Source organism: Aerococcus sp. 1KP-2016, from assembly GCF_002252085.1.
Taxonomy (GTDB): domain Bacteria; phylum Bacillota; class Bacilli; order Lactobacillales; family Aerococcaceae; genus Aerococcus.
The window spans coordinates 44,578-61,660 of record NZ_NEEY01000003.1 but is presented as its reverse complement, the minus strand read 5'-3'; the positions used below and the strand labels follow the sequence as shown (position 1 = coordinate 61,660).

21 protein-coding genes and 1 pseudogene are annotated in these 17,083 nt (G+C 39.6%); 4 read left to right on the top strand and 18 right to left on the bottom strand.

The features are described from left to right. Positions 1 to 12: 12 nt before the first annotated feature. The 15 genes from rplE to B9P78_RS01310 form a co-directional block, all read right to left on the bottom strand. On the bottom strand, positions 13 to 555 hold the full coding sequence (gene rplE / locus B9P78_RS01380; protein ID WP_094517797.1) for a 50S ribosomal protein L5: 543 nt from the start codon (positions 553 to 555) through the stop codon (positions 13 to 15). Further along, positions 548 to 892, bottom strand: coding sequence for a 50S ribosomal protein L24 (rplX, locus tag B9P78_RS01375; RefSeq protein WP_148138561.1), 345 nt, complete (start codon positions 890 to 892; stop codon positions 548 to 550). Before rplX ends, rplE begins: the two co-directional genes overlap by 8 nt. A 32-nt stretch (positions 893 to 924) precedes the next feature. Continuing rightward, a complete protein-coding gene (rplN, locus tag B9P78_RS01370; RefSeq protein ID WP_094517796.1) occupies positions 925 to 1,293 on the bottom strand; it encodes a 50S ribosomal protein L14 in 369 nt (122 codons plus the stop codon). 24 nt (positions 1,294 to 1,317) lie between these two features. Next, a complete protein-coding gene (gene rpsQ / locus B9P78_RS01365) occupies positions 1,318 to 1,581 on the bottom strand; it encodes a 30S ribosomal protein S17 (protein WP_094517795.1) in 264 nt (87 codons plus the stop codon). Positions 1,582 to 1,610: 29 nt separating this feature from the next. After that, the gene (gene rpmC, locus B9P78_RS01360) at positions 1,611 to 1,802 is read right to left on the bottom strand and encodes a 50S ribosomal protein L29 (protein ID WP_004262569.1); all 192 of its coding nucleotides are present in this window, start codon (positions 1,800 to 1,802) and stop codon (positions 1,611 to 1,613) included. Then, positions 1,795 to 2,223, bottom strand: a complete 429-nt coding sequence (gene rplP, locus B9P78_RS01355; RefSeq protein WP_094517794.1) for a 50S ribosomal protein L16 — start codon at positions 2,221 to 2,223, stop codon at positions 1,795 to 1,797. The genes rpmC and rplP overlap by 8 nt, the downstream gene beginning before the upstream one ends. Before the next feature lie 3 nt (positions 2,224 to 2,226). Continuing rightward, complete coding sequence (gene rpsC / locus B9P78_RS01350) at positions 2,227 to 2,877, bottom strand: 30S ribosomal protein S3 (RefSeq protein ID WP_094517793.1); 651 nt, start codon at positions 2,875 to 2,877, stop codon at positions 2,227 to 2,229. 3 nt (positions 2,878 to 2,880) lie between these two features. After that, positions 2,881 to 3,237 (bottom strand): 50S ribosomal protein L22, encoded by a 357-nt coding sequence (rplV, locus tag B9P78_RS01345; RefSeq protein ID WP_094517792.1) that lies wholly within the window; start codon positions 3,235 to 3,237, stop codon positions 2,881 to 2,883. 21 nt (positions 3,238 to 3,258) lie between these two features. Then, entirely contained in the window at positions 3,259 to 3,537 is a 279-nt protein-coding gene (rpsS, locus tag B9P78_RS01340; RefSeq protein ID WP_094517791.1) for a 30S ribosomal protein S19, read from the bottom strand. Between the two features lie 37 nt (positions 3,538 to 3,574). Then, positions 3,575 to 4,408 (bottom strand): 50S ribosomal protein L2, encoded by an 834-nt coding sequence (gene rplB, locus B9P78_RS01335; protein WP_094517790.1) that lies wholly within the window; start codon positions 4,406 to 4,408, stop codon positions 3,575 to 3,577. A 24-nt stretch (positions 4,409 to 4,432) separates the two neighbouring features. Next, entirely contained in the window at positions 4,433 to 4,723 is a 291-nt protein-coding gene (gene rplW, locus B9P78_RS01330; RefSeq protein ID WP_094517789.1) for a 50S ribosomal protein L23, read from the bottom strand. Continuing rightward, positions 4,723 to 5,346, bottom strand: a complete 624-nt coding sequence (rplD, locus tag B9P78_RS01325; protein ID WP_094517788.1) for a 50S ribosomal protein L4 — start codon at positions 5,344 to 5,346, stop codon at positions 4,723 to 4,725. The genes rplW and rplD overlap by 1 nt, the downstream gene beginning before the upstream one ends. Positions 5,347 to 5,369: 23 nt before the next feature. Continuing rightward, positions 5,370 to 6,005, bottom strand: coding sequence for a 50S ribosomal protein L3 (gene rplC / locus B9P78_RS01320; protein WP_094517787.1), 636 nt, complete (start codon positions 6,003 to 6,005; stop codon positions 5,370 to 5,372). 71 nt (positions 6,006 to 6,076) lie between these two features. Continuing rightward, positions 6,077 to 6,385 carry a 30S ribosomal protein S10 gene (gene rpsJ / locus B9P78_RS01315; RefSeq protein ID WP_094517786.1) on the bottom strand — a complete coding sequence of 103 codons (309 nt, stop codon included), beginning with the start codon at positions 6,383 to 6,385 and terminating at the stop codon, positions 6,077 to 6,079. Between the two features lie 382 nt (positions 6,386 to 6,767). Further along, entirely contained in the window at positions 6,768 to 7,184 is a 417-nt protein-coding gene (locus B9P78_RS01310) for an SseB family protein (protein ID WP_094517785.1), read from the bottom strand. 251 nt (positions 7,185 to 7,435) lie between these two features. Between B9P78_RS01310 and B9P78_RS01305 the strand changes: the two genes are divergently transcribed. From B9P78_RS01305 to B9P78_RS01290, 4 genes and pseudogenes are all read left to right on the top strand, one after another. Next, positions 7,436 to 8,278: an S-adenosyl-l-methionine hydroxide adenosyltransferase family protein gene (locus B9P78_RS01305; RefSeq protein ID WP_094517784.1), complete on the top strand. Its 843-nt coding sequence runs from the start codon at positions 7,436 to 7,438 to the stop codon at positions 8,276 to 8,278. Between the two features lie 74 nt (positions 8,279 to 8,352). Next, on the top strand, positions 8,353 to 8,916 hold the full coding sequence (locus B9P78_RS01300) for an ECF-type riboflavin transporter substrate-binding protein (protein WP_094517783.1): 564 nt from the start codon (positions 8,353 to 8,355) through the stop codon (positions 8,914 to 8,916). Positions 8,917 to 8,924: 8 nt separating this feature from the next. Further along, positions 8,925 to 10,726: pseudogene (locus tag B9P78_RS01295) on the top strand (ABC transporter ATP-binding protein). Continuing rightward, entirely contained in the window at positions 10,719 to 11,558 is an 840-nt protein-coding gene (locus B9P78_RS01290) for an energy-coupling factor transporter transmembrane protein EcfT (RefSeq protein ID WP_094517782.1), read from the top strand. The pseudogene B9P78_RS01295 and the gene B9P78_RS01290 overlap by 8 nt, the downstream one beginning before the upstream one ends. A gap of 79 nt (positions 11,559 to 11,637) precedes the next feature. On the opposite strand, the gene carB is transcribed toward B9P78_RS01290, so the two are convergent. The 3 genes from carB to B9P78_RS01275 all read right to left on the bottom strand — a co-directional run bounded on the left by carB (position 11,638) and on the right by B9P78_RS01275 (position 17,082). Then, complete coding sequence (gene carB / locus B9P78_RS01285) at positions 11,638 to 14,832, bottom strand: carbamoyl-phosphate synthase large subunit (RefSeq protein ID WP_094517781.1); 3,195 nt, start codon at positions 14,830 to 14,832, stop codon at positions 11,638 to 11,640. After that, complete coding sequence (locus tag B9P78_RS01280; RefSeq protein WP_094517780.1) at positions 14,832 to 15,920, bottom strand: carbamoyl phosphate synthase small subunit; 1,089 nt, start codon at positions 15,918 to 15,920, stop codon at positions 14,832 to 14,834. The genes carB and B9P78_RS01280 overlap by 1 nt, the downstream gene beginning before the upstream one ends. 739 nt (positions 15,921 to 16,659) lie before the next feature. Further along, entirely contained in the window at positions 16,660 to 17,082 is a 423-nt protein-coding gene (locus B9P78_RS01275) for a hypothetical protein (protein WP_094517779.1), read from the bottom strand. Position 17,083 lies beyond the last annotated feature (1 nt).

Below are 17,083 nucleotides of genomic sequence, written 5' to 3'. Positions count from 1 at the left end.
CTCCTTCAAGACTTATTTTTGGAATGGCATTCCTAGTTGTGTTAATAATTCTAATGATTCTTCATCTGATTCTGCAGTCGTTACAATTACGATGTCCATACCACGAACTTTAGATACTTTATCAAAGTCGATTTCTGGGAAGATCAATTGTTCACGGATACCTAATGTATAGTTACCACGACCATCGAATGAGCGGTTGCTGATACCACGGAAGTCACGTACACGAGGTAAAGAAACTGTTACTAACTTGTCTAAGAAGTCATACATACGGTCGCCACGTAAAGTAACTTTAGTACCGATTGGCATACCTTCACGTAAACGGAAACCTGCGATTGATTTCTTAGCAGTTGTAATAACTGGTTTTTGACCTGCAATAAGAGTTAGTTCTTCAACAGCGTTTTCTAAGTTTTTAGCGTTAGAAACTGCATCACCAACACCCATGTTGATAACGATTTTATCAAGTTTAGGTGCTTGCATGATTGAGCTATAGTTAAATTTTTCAATCAATGAAGGAACGATTTCATTTTTGTATCTTTCTTGTAAACGATTAGTCATTATTCAGCGTCCTCCTCTCCTGATACTGCTTCGGCGATAACTTCACCTGATTTTTAGCAACGCGAACGCGTTTGCCGTCTTTAACTTCGATAGCTACACGAGTAGCTTCTCCTGTTTTAGGGTCTACTAGTTGTACGTTAGATACATGAATTGGTGCTTCAACTTCAATGATACCGCCTTGTGGGTTCAATTGATTTGGACGTTGATGTTTCTTAACGATGTTTACACCTTCAACAACGACTTTGTCCACTTTTGGCAAAGCTTGTTTTACACGACCTTGTTTGCCTTTATCTTTACCGGCAATAACGACTACTGTGTCATTTGCTTTTACTTTCATTTAAACGGGCACCTCCTTATTTTCTTCAGATTTTAGATTACTTCTGGAGCTAATGAAATAATACGCATATAGTTGTTGTCACGTAATTCACGTGCAACTGGACCAAAGATACGTGTTCCACGAGGAGATTTATCGTCACGAATAATTACACAAGCATTTTCGTCGAATTTGATGTATGAACCATCTGCACGACGTACGCCGCTCTTAGTACGAACGATAACTGCTTTAACGACATCACCTTTTTTGACAACTCCACCTGGTGTTGCATTTTTAACAGTTGCCACGATAACATCACCAATGTTTGCAGTTTTACGACCAGATCCGCCTAATACCTTAATAGTTAGGACTTCACGAGCGCCTGAGTTATCTGCTACTTTTAAACGAGTTTCTGTTTGAATCATTTAATGTACCTCCTTCCAGTTGTTTTAGATAATAATTGATTCTTCTACAATTTCAACAAGACGGAAGCGTTTGTCTTTAGACAATGGACGAGTTTCCGCGATGCGGACGATGTCACCCATTTTTGCTGAATTGTTTTCATCATGTGCTTTATATTTTTTAGAGTATTTGATACGTTTGCCATACGTTGGATGGAATTTAAAAGTATCTACTTGAACTGTGATTGTTTTCTCCATTTTGTCAGAAACAACACGGCCTTGTAACACTTTGCGGTTATTACGTTCTTCCATGAACAGGTTTCCTCCTTTACTGAAATTTCTTACGCTTCTTGATTACGTAACGCTGTTTTAACACGAGCGATATCTTTACGAACAGCTTTAATACGAGCTGTGTTTTCTAATTGACCAGTCGCCAATTGGAATCGTAAGTTGAATAATTCTTGACGATATTCTTGTTCTTTAGCAGTAAGTTCAGCAGTGGAAAGATCCTTAATATCTGTAAATTTAGTCATTAGATTCACCACCAATTTCACGTTTTACGATTTTAGTACGAATAGGTAATTTGTGAGATGCTAAACGCAATGCTTCTCTTGCTACTTCTTCAGATACACCAGCAATTTCGAACATGATTTTACCACGTTTTACTGGAGATACCCAACCTTCAGGAGCCCCTTTACCAGAACCCATACGAACACCGATTGCTTTAGCTGTATAAGATTTATGTGGGAAGATTTTAATCCATACTTTCCCACCACGTTTCATGTAACGTGTCATAGCGATACGAGATGCTTCAATTTGACGGTTAGTGATCCATGCTGAATCTACTGCTTGCAAACCAAATTCACCGTATGCAATTTCTTTTCCGCCTTTAGCTTCACCACGCATTTTACCACGGAATTCACGTCTGTGTTTTACACGTTTAGGTACTAACATGTTTTAAGCCTCCCCTTGAATATTTTTTGTTGGAAGGATTTCACCACGGCATACCCATGTTTTGATACCGATTTTACCATAAGTAGTGTCGGCTTCTTCCCATGAGTAGTCGATGTCCGCACGCAATGTATGCAATGGAACAGTTCCTTCTACTTGAGTTTCTGAACGAGCCATATCTGCACCGTTTAAACGACCAGAAATTTGAACTTTGATACCTTTAGCGCCAGCTTTCATTGTACGTTGAATCGCTTGTTTTTGCGCACGACGGAAAGCAACACGGTTTTCTAATTGTTGAGCGATTGACTCACCAACTAATTTAGCATCTAATTCAGGTTTCTTGATTTCGATGATGTTGATATGAACTTTTTTACCTGTTTGTTGGTTTAAAGCTTTACGTAAAGCGTCAACTTCTGAACCACCTTTACCGATAACCATACCTGGTTTAGCAGTGTGGATGTTCACGTTAACTTTGTTCGCTGCACGTTCAATTTCAATTTTAGATACAGAAGCATCTGATAATTTTTCATTGATGTAATCGCGAATTCTTAAGTCTTCGTGTAAAGTGTTTGCAAAGTTTTTTTCTGCATACCAACGAGCGTCCCAGTCTTTAATAACACCGATACGCATACCGATAGGATTAATCTTTTGTCCCATTAATTATGCCTCCTCTGCTGTTTTTACTACCACTGTAATGTGGCTTGTACGTTTGTTAATTGGAGAAGCTGAACCCTTCGCACGTGGACGGAAACGTTTCATTGTTGGTCCTTCGTTAACGAATGCTTCGCTTACTACTAAGTTTGCTGGCTCTAAGCCATAGTTGTGTTCTGCGTTAGCAATTGCTGACATTAACACTTTCTCTACAGCAGGAGATGCTGCACGAGGAGTGTTTTTCAAAATTGCAATAGCTTCACCGACAGTTTTGTTGCGGATTAAATCAACAACTAAACGGGCTTTACGAGCAGAAACGCGAACTGTGTTTGCAGTTGCTTTTGCAGATGTAATTTGTTCTGCCATTTTTTATTTCCTCCTCTCAGATTAACGACGAGTTTTCTTGTCGTCAGCGCCATGTCCTTTGTATGTACGAGTTGGTACGAATTCACCTAATTTGTGACCTACCATATCTTCTTGGATATAAACTGGTACATGTTTGCGGCCATCGTATACAGCAATTGTTAACCCTACAAAGTTAGGGAAAATTGTTGAACGACGAGACCAAGTTTTAATTACTTGTTTCTTTTGTGCGTCTTGTTGTGCAACCACTTTTTTCATTAAATGGTCGTCACAAAAAGGTCCTTTTTTCAAGCTACGGCTCATATGTATTTGGCTCCTTTCGCTATCCTATTTAATGTGATTACTTGCTGTTACGACGACGAACAATTAACTTGTTGCTACGTGCATTCTTATCACGAGTTTTAACACCACGTGCAGGTTTACCCCAAGGAGTCATTGGACTTGGACGTCCGACTGGAGCTTTACCTTCACCACCACCGTGAGGGTGATCGTTAGGGTTCATTACAGAACCACGAACTGTAGGGCGTTTACCAGCCCAACGAGAACGACCAGCTTTACCAACTGTGATCAAGCTGTGTTGTTCGTTACCTACAACACCGATTGTTGCACGGCAAGTACCCAAGATCATACGAACTTCACCAGAAGTTAAACGTACTAATACGTATTTATCTTCTTTACCTAAAACTTGTGCGCTGGCACCAGCTGAACGAACTAATTGTCCACCTTTACCAGGTTTAGTTTCGATATTGTGAATTAAAGTACCCACTGGGATGTCTTTTAATTGTTTTGCGTTACCAACTTTGATATCTGCGCCTTCACCAGAAGAAATGCGAGTACCTACAGTCAAGCCTTTAGGAGCAAGGATGTAAGTTTTCACACCATCTGTGTAGTGAATTAATGCAATGTTAGCTGAACGGTTTGGATCGTATTCAATTGCTTTAACGACACCTTCGACGTTATCTTTGTTACGTTTGAAGTCGATAATACGGTAAGCTTGTTTATGTCCACCACCTTGATGACGAACAGTGATACGACCGTTGTTGTTACGACCAGCACGTTTGCTTTGAGATTCTAGTAAAGTTTTTTCAGGAGTAGTTTTAGTGATTTCTGAGAAATCAGAACCTGACATGTTACGACGTCCGTTAGACGTTGCTTTATAGATTTTAATCGCCACGCGAATTTCCTCCTATCTTATTTATTATTCTGCTTCGTTGCCGAAGATTTCGATTGATTGTTCTTCAGAGATGGTTACGATTGCTTTACGGCGTTTACGAGTATAGCCAGCAAATTTACCCATACGTTTTAATTTACCACGAACATTCATGATGTTTACGTTTTTAACGTCTACATTGAATAATTCTTCGATTGCTTGTTTCACTTGAGTTTTGTTTGCTTTAGTAGCAACTTCAAAAGTGTATTTGTTATCTTCCATGATCTTCATTGATTCTTCAGTGATGATTGGGCGAATAATTATGTCGTGTGCCAACATTATGCTAGTACCTCCTCTACAGTAGAAAGTGCTGCTTTAGTGATGACTACTTTTTCAGCGTTAACTAAATCGAATACGTTAACGTTGTTTTCATCAACCACTTTTACGTTTGGTAAGTTACGAGCTGATAATTGTGCATTGTCGTTGTCTTTGTTAATAACAACTAAAACTTTATTTTCAACTTGTAAGTTATTCAACACTTCTTGGAATAATTGTGTTTTTGGTGTTTCGAATGCTAAATCGTCAACAACGATGAAGTTGTTTTCAGCAACCTTGTTAGATAATGCTGAACGTAAAGCTAAACGACGAACTTTACGAGGTAATTTGTAAGCATAAGAACGAGGTGTTGGACCGAAAGCACGACCACCACCAACCCATTGTGGAGAACGGATTGAACCTTGACGAGCACGTCCTGTACCTTTTTGACGCCATGGTTTACGACCACCACCGCGAACTTCTGAACGGCCTTTCACTGAGTGAGTACCTTGACGTAAAGAAGCTTGTTGCATAATTACTACATCGTAAATTGCATTTTCATTTGGTTCAATTGCGAAGATATCATCGTTTAAAGTGATTTCGCCAGCTTGTGAACCATCTTGTTTAAATAATGTAATGTTTGCCATGAAATTGTTCCTCCTTCCTGGTATTATTCAGCAGATTTAACTGCAGATTTGATTGTTACCATAGATTTTTTAGAACCTGGAACGTTACCTTTAATTAAGATGACGTTGCGCTCTGCATCTACTTTAACGATTTCTAGGTTTTGGATAGTGATTTGTTGACCACCCATTTGACCTGGTAAGTTTTTACCTTTGAATACTTTAGAAGCATCTGATGCCATACCCATAGAACCTGGCGCACGGTGATAATGAGAACCGTGAGACATAGGACCACGTGATTGACCATGACGCTTGATAGCACCTTGGAATCCTTTACCTTTTGAAGTACCCGTAACATCAACGATGTCTCCTGCTTGGAAGATATCAACCTTGATTTCTGATCCAACTTCGTATTCTCCTAGCTCAACATCTTTGAATTCTTTAATGAAGCGCTTAGGAGTAGTTTCTGCTTTTGCTACATGACCTTTGTGAGGTTTGTTTGCTAACACTTCACGTTTGTCTTCAAAACCAACTTGGATAGCTTCATAGCCATCTGTTTCGATTGTTTTAGCTTGTAAAACAACGTTTGGTTGTGCTTCGATAACTGTTACTGGTACTAATTCACCAGACTCTGTGAAGAATTGAGTCATACCTACTTTTTTTCCTAAGATTCCTTTAGTCATGAGTACACCTCCGTATAATTTTTATTTTTTATTAATATTGGGTTAATCACTTGATTGCGATGATTCTGGAATTATAATTTGATTTCGATGTCTACGCCTGATGGTAAATCTAATTTCATTAACGCATCAACAGTTTTTGGTGTTGGGTTAACGATATCGATTAAACGTTTGTACGTACGCATTTCGAATTGCTCACGTGAATCCTTGTATTTATGTGTTGCACGGATCACTGTGAATAGAGAACGTTCAGTTGGCAATGGAACTGGCCCTGAAACTTCTGCTCCCGTACGTTGTGCAGTTTCAACAATTTTAGCTGCTGATTGATCTAAAGCACGGTGTTCGTAAGCTTTTAAACGGATACGAATTTTTTGTTTTGCCATGATTTTTTTCCTCCTCGTCATATTTTAAATTTGACTTGCTCCGTATGAATTACCGGCCACCCTTATGGCAATGCTCCCGGGTGTGTCGCAACCTCATACATCACTGCTTATTGGTGTATCAACGTTTTGACGGTTGACACGTTGGTGTCCTATAAAACGGCACCCAATCAGTATACAAAATTTCACTAGGGAGTGCAAGCTTTTTCTCGGCTTTTTTCAAAAAAAGTGGCGTTTTTTCGCGATTTCTTGAAAAAAGACTGTTTTTCGCGATTGAATGCCAACGCTCCCTAGTGTGTCTTTTGTTGTATTTTTTAGTGCGCTGCCCTCAATCTCGGCAACGCGTCCTAGTGTATCTTTGTTAACTAGGTCTATTATACATGATTCATGCGTAACGCCATATTTTTTCAATGATATTTCTATTAAATTTTGCATTTGAATGTTCAGGGTCTACTACATACCCTTCAAGTGCGTTGGCATCATTCATCACCATCAAAGCAATTTGATTGAAATTTAAATGCTGTACGTTTGCATCGGCTCCCTCACTCAATTGCGCCGAAGCCTTATCCAAACTAGTAAAAGTCTGTAAGTATTGCTTATCATCCTTTGTTTGGAAGGTTCGCCAGTACTGACTGTTCTTCGTGGCCGTCTGATTCGGTGTACCATTGTGGTGCTCTTCAATTAGATAGAATGTTGCCTTTGGCATACCAGTCATTAAAGCTAATGTTGTCAACGGGTTACGATCAGCCTTATATTGGTCTAACAATACAACCAAGGACTGCGCTGTCTTGTCTTTTTCCATGATTCACCTTCTTTCCTCTATCTTTCTTCTATATGTATAGTAATTATATGCGACTTGGTGATTAACTATGAGTGTCCCTATTTTATCAAACTCTTTACTTAGATGCATCCTTTAGCCACCTTGTGTTCACTTCCAACTATCACTGGCGATTTATTTTTTCTTTTCCCCACCCTTTATTGACGATTGTTATTAAGGTATAAATTCAGTAAGATTGATTTATAAAGGAAATACATATATTGGAGGACTTTTTTATGGCAAATCATTTTTTAGTGTTACAAACCGACTTTGGTTTAGGGGATGGTGCTGTAGCAGCAATGTACGGTGTTGCCTATACCGTAGATCCCAGACTAAGAATTTCAAACCTGACACACGAGATTCCTCCATATGACATCTTTGCGGCGTCATATCGCTTATTACAAACGATTAAATACTGGCCTGAGGAAACAGTATTCGTATCTGTAGTAGATCCTGGTGTTGGTTCAGCTCGTAAATCAGTTGTAGCCAAAACTAAAACAGGTCACTACATCATTACGCCAGATAATGGTACTTTGACACATGTAGCTGCACACTTGGGACTAGAAGCTGTTAAAGAGATTGACGAGATCAAAAATCGTCTGCCGCATTCAGAAGAATCACACACCTTCCATGGACGCGATGTGTATGTGTACAACGGCGCCATGTTAGCGAATAATGCTGATTATTTCAATCAGTTAGAAAAAACTGTCGCTGTGGAAGATGTTACTACTTTCGAATTAGGGGAACTGTATGAAGCCGATGGTGTTATCCACGGTACCGTAGATATTCTTGATATCCGATTTGGCTCACTTTGGACGAATATCCCTTCAAGTACCTTAAAAACAGCTGGGATTGAAAACGGCGATACGATCAGCGTAACCATTTACCATAACGGCATCAAACATTATCAAAATTATATTCTATTTGGCCATTCATTTGCGGACGTGCTTGTTGGTGAACCAATCGGTTATATCAATTCATTATTAAATCTAGGTGTCGCAATTAATCAAAAGAACTTTGCTGAAACTTACGGTGTTGGTACCGGAATTGATTGGCAAATTGAAGTTCGAAAAATTTAAAGCTATTTTTCCATTTAAATCACCATAAGTAAAACCCTATATTATATAGAAGAAACATTCAAAGGAGAATAAAAATGAATAAAAAACAATCATCTATTACAACCCTAGTTGCTATCGGTGTGGGTGCAGCCGTATTCTTTATCTTAGGTCGCTTCCTATCTATCCCGACTGGTATTCCAAATACAAGTATTGAAACAACCTATCCCTTCTTAGCTTTAATGGCTACTATCTTTGGACCATTTGCTGGTCTGTTCATTGGTTTAATCGGTCACGCTATCAAAGACCTATTAACATACGGTTTGTGGTGGTCATGGGTACTAACATCTGGTTTTGCTGGTTTTGGTTTTGGTATCGTAGGTCGTCGTTTAAAAGTAAATGAAGGTATTTTTACACTGAAAGATGCAATTCAATTCAATATTGGTCAAGTTATCGTGAACGTGTTATCATGGGTTGTCATTGCACCAGTCTTAGACATTTTAATTTATTCTGAACCTGCCAACAAAGTTTTCTTACAAGGTGGTGTTTCTGCACTTGTTAACGCATTATCTGTTGGTATTATTGGTACATTGTTACTTAAAGGATATGCTTCTACACGTACGAAATCAGGAAGTTTGCGTAAAGAGCATAATAGAAAGTAGTTTTTATTATGAATAACGTATTTACAACAGAGCCGGTGGACTTGAATGTCACACCGGCTATTGAATTTAAAAATGTATCTTTTCGCTATGCGAGTCAAGCGGATTTAAATCTACACGATTTGTCATTTGCCATTTATCCTGGTGAGAAAGTACTTATTATCGGACCTCAGGTTCTGGGAAATCCACTATCGGAAAAATGATTAATGGGCAAATCCCCAATACCTTTGACGGTGATTTCACAGGTGATATTTTTATTAACGGGCAATCAATTAAAGGACAGTCAATTTTTGACCTTTCACTACAAGTTGGTACCGTCTTGCAAGATACCGATGGTCAATTTGTTGGCTTAACAGTAGCTGAAGACCTAGCCTTTGCTTTAGAAAATGATTATGTTGATCAAGGAGAAATGGTAAACAAGGTAAATGCCTGGGCTACTACATTAGATCTTCATGACTTAATAAATGCCAAACCTCAAGCCTTGTCAGGCGGGCAGAAACAACGGGTAGCTATTGGTGGGGTTTTAATTGACGAATCACCGATTGTCCTATTTGATGAACCATTAGCTAATCTAGACCCAGCATCGGGCTTAGCAACCATGGCACTCATTGGTCAGCTAAATGCGTCTGAACAATTAACGACGATTGTGATCGAGCATCGTTTGGAGGAAACCCTGATTGCTGATATTGATCGCGTCATCGTGATTGAAGACGGCCATTTGGTGGGCGATATGTCCGTTGACGCGTTGCTACGTTCTGATTTGTTGGACCAAATTGGGGTTCGTCAACCCCTCTATTTGGATGCTTTTGCTTATGCTGGGGTCTCCTTGGATCAATTTCAACGCCTTGGTGCCTTTACACCTGACCTAGTAACGCCTAAGGTGGCGCAGGAATTAACGACTTGGTATGATAGTCAGGTTGAAACGAGCCAAGATGTCCAACAGACCCCAATTGTTCAACTTGGTGATGTTGCTTTTCGCTATCAAGATGCGCCTCTGATTGCCGATATGCATCTGACAATCTACGATGGTGAACTCATTTCGTTGGTCGGGACGAATGGGGCTGGCAAGTCAACGCTTGCTAAGCTCCTGTGTGGTTTTGAGCGTCCTGATGCAGGGACAATTACCTTGTTCGGTCAAGATGCGGCAAATCTATCGATTAAGGAAATTGCAGATAATATAGGCTATGTCATGCAGAATCCAAATTTGATGATTTCAAAGAATATTCTGGCGGATGAGGTGGCTGCGGGTTTAATCAATCGCGGTTTGTACCAGGATGCAACGGATGAGGCCTTACAGGAACGTGTGGGTCATGCGTTGTCCATTTGTGGTCTATATCCCTATCGTAATTGGCCAATTTCGGCACTATCTTATGGGCAAAAAAGACGCGCAACGATTGCAAGCATTCTAGTCTTAAATCCAAAGCTCTTGATTTTGGATGAACCGACGGCTGGACAAGATTATAAGCACTACACGGATATGATGACATTTATTCAAGAATTGAATGCTACAGAAGGAATCACCATATTGATGATTACCCACGATATGCATTTGATGCAGGAATATTCTAATCGAACCATCGTACTACATGACGGAAAAATTCTAGCAGATGATAAACCTTCTGCCGTGCTTTCTAATGAATATTTGATGAAGCAAGCACATTTGGCACCGACTAGCCTTTATCAGTTGGCCAAGACATTGCCAAATATCGCACCGACAAACTTTATTGATACCTTCATTCGCTTTGAACGAAATCTTCAAGCAGTTAACCCAACGACAGCAGGTATAGAAAGGAGCGTGACTGACTATGGCTAAAACACAAGCCCAAACATTAGGCTACATTGCCCATGACACGCCACTTCACCGTTTATCTGGTGCAACCAAGTTAATTGCCTTTATCGCCCTTTCGGTTATTGCCATGACATCCTACGATACAAGATTTCTGATTGGCTTGGGTATTTTGTCGCTTGTACTCTTTTGGCTTTCGAAGATTCGATGGTCTGAAGTGAATACAGTCATTTACTTTATCCTCTTCTTCTCTATTTTGAACCTGATTACGATCTATATTTTCGAACCAGAATACGGGGTTCAACTCTATGGATCACGTACGGTGATTGCTGAAGGTATTGGTCGTTATACCATCACTCAGGAACAACTATTCTATGAGTTTAATCTGTTTGTTAAATATTTCTCGACCATACCCCTGGCTTTAATTTTTATCTTAACGACAAACCCTAGTGAGTTTGCTTCTTCCTTAAACCGGATTGGGGTTTCCTACCGTATTGCCTATGCTGTGGCCTTAGCCTTGCGCTATATTCCGGATATCCAAAGCCAATTCTTTGCTGTTCGTCAAAGCCAACAAGCGCGAGGGATTGAAATGTCAAAAAAGGCGCCCTTTTTCCAACGTATTAAGCGTTCGGCTCAGGTTATCATGCCTTTGATATTTTCTAGTCTCGACCGCATTGAAGTGATTAGCCAAGCGATGGAGTTGCGTCGTTTTGGTAAAGAAAATCGGCGTACATGGTATAGCACACGCCCCTTCAAGAGTGGGGATTTCCTTGCCCTGTTTGTGACAGTCATCATTGTAGCGATTGGTATATATCTATTCTTTACAAATGGTGGTCGTTTCTATAATCCATTTCAATAACAAAAAAGGCAGCCCGAAAGTTTCATGTACTTTCGGACTACCTTTTTATTTTGCCTAAAGTTTCAAATCAGATGGCGGTTTATACTAACGCATTGATTTGGAAACCGCGGTCTTCCAATACGTATAGAATTGCTTCTGCTGTATCGATGGATGTTAATAGTGGCACACCACGCTCGATGGCAGCTTTACGAATTAATTGACCCGAGTTTTGATCGTGTCGTGCGCGCCCCCATGTATTAATGATAATTTGTGCACGTTCTTCGGTAATCAGGTTCACTAATGTTTGCTCAATTTCTTTTTCGTCTGTTACTTCATTCGAGGTCACCGCAACAGTATCAATACCTGCAGCTTCAAATTCTGCTTGCATGTCACCCGTTACCATGACACTGAAGCCTATTTGACGGAAACGTTGTGCCAATGCCAAACTTTCTGCTACGTCGGCCTTGGTAATGGTGAACAAGACGTTACCGAAATCATTGACGTGGATGTTGCTACCTGCAAAGGCCTTGTATAGTGCTTTTTGAAGGTTGATATCTGATCCCATCACTTCACCAGTTGATTTCATTTCTGGTCCTAATTGCGGATCAACTAGGTTCAATTTAGTGAATGAGAATACTGGTGCTTTTACATGAACCATGTTGCCTTCAGCGTAAAGACCTGGTTGGTAACCTTGGTCAATAATGCTTTCGCCTAGAATAGCACGCGTTGCTACTTGTGCCATTGGAATACCCGTTACCTTACTCAAGAAAGGTACTGTACGGCTGGCACGTGGATTTACTTCAATCACATAAACTTGGTCATCTTGAACAATGAATTGAATATTCATCATACCCAAGCAATTTAAGCCAAAGGATAGACGTTCAGTGTAGTCGACGATGGTCGCCTTCACTTCATCAGATAGACTTTGTGAAGGATAAACGGCCATAGAGTCACCTGAGTGGACCCCAGAACGTTCGATATGTTCCATAATTCCTGGGATTAAGACATTTTCGCCGTCACAGATTGCATCGACTTCGACTTCGGTACCCACTACGTAATGGTCAATCAGAATTGGACGGTCTGGAGAGGCAATCATGGCATCTTCCATATAGCTACGTAAGTCGGCATCGTTATCCACGATTTCCATACCACGACCACCTAAGACATAACTTGGACGTACTAAGACTGGATAGCCAATCTTACTTGGGATTTGTAAAGCATCTTCTACAGACATTGCTGTAAATCCTTCTGGTTGAGGGATCCCTAAGTCTGTTAAGGCTTGTTCGAACAAGTCACGGTCTTCAGCACGATCTAAGTCTTCCACGGTTGTCCCTAAGATAGGAATACCTAATGCATGTAATGGCTCAGCTAAATTTATCGCTGTTTGACCACCAAATTGTACAATAACCCCTTCTGGTTGTTCAAGGTCGATGACATGTAGTACATCTTCCAAAGTAAGTGGTTCGAAGTAAAGTTTATCTGAAATAGAGAAATCAGTTGAAACTGTTTCTGGGTTGTTATTCATGATAATCGCTTCGTAGCCAGCTTGTTGGATTGCTTTAACAGAGTGAACTGTGGCGTAGTCAAATTCTACCCCTTGACCGATACGGATGGGACCTGAACCTAATACTAAAACAGTCTTTTTGTCTGAAGGCATACTTTCGTTGTCAGCACTATAGGTTGAATAGTAGTACGGTGTGTTCGATTCAAACTCGGCCGCACAGGTGTCAACTGTTTTGTAGACTGGGCGAATGTCGTTTGCAGCTCGTAGGTCACGTACATCTGCTAAATCATTTTCCCATAGTCTAGAGATGGCTAAATCAGAGAAACCATAACGTTTTGCTTCCTTTAAGACAGCAACATCTTCTTTATTGGCTTCAAGTGTATTTTCTAATTCTACAATGTGCATTAAAACATCTAGGAAGTAGAGATTAATTTTTGTCATGTCATGCAATTGTTCGATGGTATAGCCGCGACGCAAAGCTTCAGCTAAGTAGAAGATACGGTCATCTTGTGCACGTGTAATCTTATCAATTAAGGTTACTTCATCGGCTTCGCGACTAGCAGTTGTTGCCATGTGTTCAGCACCAATTTCTAGTGAACGGACAGCTTTTAACAGCGCTTCTTCAAGGTTCGTACCAATAGCCATGACTTCACCAGTAGCTTTCATTTGCGTACCTAACTGACGATCACCTTTCTCGAATTTATCGAATGGCCAACGTGGAATCTTCGCAACCACATAGTCCAAAGCTGGTTCAAATTCGGCTAAGGTTGTACCTGTTACAGGGTTGATCATTTCATCAAGTGTTAACCCTACTGCGATTTTGGCTGCAATTTTGGCGATTGGATAACCAGTTGCTTTAGATGCAAGCGCTGAAGAACGGCTCACACGTGGGTTTACTTCAATAACGTAGTAATTGAAGCTGTTTGGATCTAAGGCTAATTGCACATTACAACCACCTTCAATACCTAAGGCACGGATAATCTTTAATGATGCATCGCGTAACATTTGGTTCTCGTGGTCTGTTAGGGTCAAGGTCGGTGCGAAAACAATTGAATCTCCTGTATGAATACCAACTGGGTCAAAGTTTTCCATGTTACAAACAACCAAAGCATTATCTGCGCTATCACGCATTACTTCGTATTCGATTTCCTTGTAACCAGCGATTGAAATTTCAATCAAACATTGGTTTACAGGCGATAATTTAAGGCCCTTAGCAACAATTTCACGTAATTCAGCAGGGTCATTACAAATCCCCCCACCTGTCCCACCCATGGTAAAGGCTGGACGTACAATTACTGGATAACCAGCTTGTTCTGCGAAAGCTAGTGCTTCGTCAACTGTATGTACAATATCACTCTCCGGAACTGGTTCATTCAATTCACGCATTAGATTACGGAAAAGGTCACGGTCTTCAGCTTGATCGATAGCTGATAATTTTGTACCCAATAATTGGATACCTAATTCATCTAAAATACCGTCATTGGCTAATTCAATCGCCATGTTTAAACCTGTTTGGCCACCTAAAGTAGGTAGAATCGCATCTGGACGTTCTTTACGTAAGATGCGTGATACAAATTCTAGCGTAATCGGTTCAATATATACTTTGTCAGCAATTTCCGTGTCAGTCATGATAGTTGCTGGATTGGAGTTAACTAATACAACTTCATAGCCTTCTTCACGTAAAGATAAGCATGCTTGTGTACCAGCATAGTCAAATTCTGCTGCCTGTCCGATGATAATTGGTCCAGATCCGATAACCATAATCTTGTGAATATCAGTACGTTTTGGCATTAAATAGTCCCCTCCAAGTTCTTGTTGTTATCCATTAATTCAATAAATCGATCAAATAAGTGGTCTGCATCATGTGGTCCTGGTGCTGCATCAGGATGATATTGCACACTGAAAGCAGGTAAGGTTTTGTGGCGCACACCTTCTACCGTTTCATCGTTGATTTCGATATGAGTAATTTCTAAATCTGTATGCACTAGTGAATTAGCATCTACCGCATAACCGTGATTTTGAGAAGTAAAATCAATACGACCAGTAGCAATTTCACGTACAGGGTGGTTAAAGCCACGATGGCCGAATTTCATTTTGAAGGTTTCGCCACCATTCGCTAAACACAATAATTGGTGACCTAGACAGATACCAAACAAAGGAATTTTGCCTTGAATTTCATTAATCATGTCTAAAGCTTCTGGAATACTCGTTGGATCCCCAGGACCATTGGTTAACATGACGCCATCAGGAGCTAAACGTAAAATTTCTTGGGCAGTTGTATCATATGGTACCACCGTTACATTACATTCACGTTTGTTTAATTCGCGTAAAATTGAATGTTTCAAACCAAAGTCTACTACGACCACATTCTTACCAACATTTGGATTCACATAGCGCGTTTTTGTTGATACTTGCGCTACTTGATTTGTAGGCAAGTCTGTCGCGCGAAGTGTCGCAAGCGCAGCTTCAATGTCAGTCCCCTCATTTAGTAAACTAGCTTTCATCGTTCCGTGACTACGGATTGTTTTGGTTAATTGACGCGTATCAATATGTTTAATGCCTGGTATATCATATTCCACTAAGAACTCATCCAAGCTCATTTTTGATCGCCAGTTAGATGGGAAACGTGCAACTTCACGACAAATGATAGCCTTCACTGTAGGGTCTACAGATTCAAAATCATCAGCATTTACACCATAGTTTCCAATTAATGGAAAGGTAAATGTTAACATTTGACCGTTATAACTCTGGTCAGTTAATGATTCTTGATAACCTGTCATTCCTGTCGAAAAGACTACTTCGCCAATGACCTCTTTCGTAGCACCAAAAGCTTCACCATAAAATGTTTCACCAGTTTCTAACAACAATATTTTTTCCATTTTTTCACTCACCTTCAACGAACACACCGATTATGACCATTTATACTATAAAAAAAGCACTTAGCCCGAGGGCTAAGCGCTTTACGACACTACAAGTAAATTGAAGATATAGTAAACAAACCATTCGCATGGTTTCACTTGACCCCTTGAAAGCCTCACAGGACTTGATTTAAAGGTTGCTTTATTTTTTCTAAGATTACGCTATTGACTATGCAAAGTCAACAAAATCATGTAAAAAATTTATCATTTTTCACAATTCTATATACAATCCACTCATAGAATTCTAATAAGAGTCCCTTGAATCCGGTCTTCTGAAATTTCATTACTATATTAACTTATGTTAGAATGTGCAAATATTGTATAAAAATGAAAAGATAACAAGCAGGCACAAATCCTTATTCCTTAAAGCTACTTGTCTCTTTACAAATGCCCTACCTTATTTAACTTATCTTATCGAATGCCTCTCATTCTATCTTATGCCAACTATGCAAATGGCTACTATAAGTAATCGCAGCATATAAACGAACAAATAGTAGATAGGGTCTATAGAAGATCGAATCTAGAATTGTAATACCAAAAGCTTTTAAGGTATCCCCGCGGAAAAATTGATAGTCTTGGATAAAATATCTGCCCACGTCCTTGAATAACGATATCAGCGTTACCAATTTTGTTTAAAGTATTGAAGGCATAATTTTGACAATAGGCTGAGTCTTGCGCAACTATTTTTAATAAAATTGCTTCAAGTGATTTGGTATCGTGGTTTACTTGATGAAAAGGCAATAAACAAGAGATATAGGCAAAATAAGCCTGAGATAAGTGGCCGCTTTAAGTAGGATTTGCATAAAGGCACCCATACTTGATAAATGCTAGATGTAAAATCATTCAATCTAACTTTGTCTGCTTGACTATCCATGTTTTTCAGTTCTTGGATAACAGCTTCAAAAGCTACTAATTGTTTTACCTGTTTTAACTTTTCATAAATAGCGACCTGATTGCCTGCAAAATTGTCACTAGCATAATAATCACGCCATTGGTCTTTTCTCTTTTCGAATCTTGCTTTTGTAAAATGGACATATATTCTATGGCACAACACAATGAGCATCATCGCTACACTTAATACAACAATAAAAATTAAATACAAATATATAAAATTATACTTCATG

Bases quoted from the DNA above. Each gene is read 5' to 3' on its own strand.
- rpsJ (WP_094517786.1), bottom strand. From the start codon at position 6,385: ATGGCAAAACAAAAAATTCGTATCCGTTTAAAAGCTTACGAACACCGT.
- B9P78_RS01275 (WP_094517779.1), bottom strand. From the start codon at position 17,082: ATGAAGTATAATTTTATATATTTGTATTTAATTTTTATTGTTGTATTA.
- B9P78_RS01305 (WP_094517784.1), top strand. From the start codon at position 7,436: ATGGCAAATCATTTTTTAGTGTTACAAACCGACTTTGGTTTAGGGGAT.
- rplD (WP_094517788.1), bottom strand. From the start codon at position 5,346: ATGGCAAACATTACATTATTTAAACAAGATGGTTCACAAGCTGGCGAA.
- rplV (WP_094517792.1), bottom strand. From the start codon at position 3,237: ATGGCAGAACAAATTACATCTGCAAAAGCAACTGCAAACACAGTTCGC.
- rplN (WP_094517796.1), bottom strand. From the start codon at position 1,293: ATGATTCAAACAGAAACTCGTTTAAAAGTAGCAGATAACTCAGGCGCT.
- rpsC (WP_094517793.1), bottom strand. From the start codon at position 2,877: ATGGGACAAAAGATTAATCCTATCGGTATGCGTATCGGTGTTATTAAA.
- rplP (WP_094517794.1), bottom strand. From the start codon at position 2,223: ATGTTAGTACCTAAACGTGTAAAACACAGACGTGAATTCCGTGGTAAA.
- rpsQ (WP_094517795.1), bottom strand. From the start codon at position 1,581: ATGGAAGAACGTAATAACCGCAAAGTGTTACAAGGCCGTGTTGTTTCT.
- B9P78_RS01280 (WP_094517780.1), bottom strand. From the start codon at position 15,920: ATGGAAAAAATATTGTTGTTAGAAACTGGTGAAACATTTTATGGTGAA.
- rplE (WP_094517797.1), bottom strand. From the start codon at position 555: ATGACTAATCGTTTACAAGAAAGATACAAAAATGAAATCGTTCCTTCA.
- B9P78_RS01300 (WP_094517783.1), top strand. From the start codon at position 8,353: ATGAATAAAAAACAATCATCTATTACAACCCTAGTTGCTATCGGTGTG.
- carB (WP_094517781.1), bottom strand. From the start codon at position 14,832: ATGCCAAAACGTACTGATATTCACAAGATTATGGTTATCGGATCTGGA.
- rplX (WP_148138561.1), bottom strand. From the start codon at position 892: ATGAAAGTAAAAGCAAATGACACAGTAGTCGTTATTGCCGGTAAAGAT.
- rplW (WP_094517789.1), bottom strand. From the start codon at position 4,723: ATGTTGGCACACGACATAATTATTCGCCCAATCATCACTGAAGAATCA.
- B9P78_RS01290 (WP_094517782.1), top strand. From the start codon at position 10,719: ATGGCTAAAACACAAGCCCAAACATTAGGCTACATTGCCCATGACACG.
- rplC (WP_094517787.1), bottom strand. From the start codon at position 6,005: ATGACTAAAGGAATCTTAGGAAAAAAAGTAGGTATGACTCAATTCTTC.
- B9P78_RS01310 (WP_094517785.1), bottom strand. From the start codon at position 7,184: ATGGAAAAAGACAAGACAGCGCAGTCCTTGGTTGTATTGTTAGACCAA.
- rpsS (WP_094517791.1), bottom strand. From the start codon at position 3,537: ATGAGCCGTAGCTTGAAAAAAGGACCTTTTTGTGACGACCATTTAATG.
- rpmC (WP_004262569.1), bottom strand. From the start codon at position 1,802: ATGACTAAATTTACAGATATTAAGGATCTTTCCACTGCTGAACTTACT.